The following is a 446-nucleotide window of genomic DNA, read 5'->3' as shown; positions in this document are numbered from 1 at the left end:
CGAGGACGTCGAGGTCTCGGGCATCGACCAGACCGAACACGCCGAGACCGCTTACGACTTCAGCGGGGCCGGCGGCGGCGCGGCTCCCCGTACGGCAGCAGTGCCCACGGCCGGTACGGCCGGGCAGACGAAGAAGGTGGACGCATGAAGCTCATCACCGCAGTGGTGAAGCCGCACCGGCTGGACGAGATCAAGGAGGCCCTGCAGGCCTTCGGGGTACAGGGACTCACCGTCACGGAGGCCAGCGGGTACGGCCGTCAGCGCGGGCACACCGAGGTCTACCGCGGCGCCGAGTACACCGTGGACCTCGTACCGAAGATCCGCATCGAGGTGCTCGTCGAGGACGCGGACGCGGAGGAACTCATAGATGTCGTGGTGAAGGCGGCCCGAACCGGCAAGATCGGTGACGGCAAGGTATGGAGCGTGCCGGTCGAGACGGCGGTCCG

1 protein-coding gene and 1 pseudogene are annotated in these 446 nt (G+C 68.4%); both read left to right on the top strand.

Annotated features, from left to right (window positions below; translation table 11 throughout):
• Positions 1-148, top strand: a pseudogene (locus J0695_RS45090) (ammonium transporter); the annotation flags it as partial.
• A partial coding sequence (locus J0695_RS43580; RefSeq protein ID WP_206970324.1) for a P-II family nitrogen regulator occupies positions 145-446 on the top strand: 302 nt, incomplete at its 3' end. The pseudogene J0695_RS45090 and the gene J0695_RS43580, both read left to right, overlap by 4 nt.

This window comes from Streptomyces beijiangensis, from assembly GCF_017315755.1.
Classification (GTDB): domain Bacteria; phylum Actinomycetota; class Actinomycetes; order Streptomycetales; family Streptomycetaceae; genus Streptomyces; species Streptomyces beijiangensis.
Note: the sequence above shows the minus strand (reverse complement) of the source record. Positions and strands in the feature narration are given on the sequence as shown.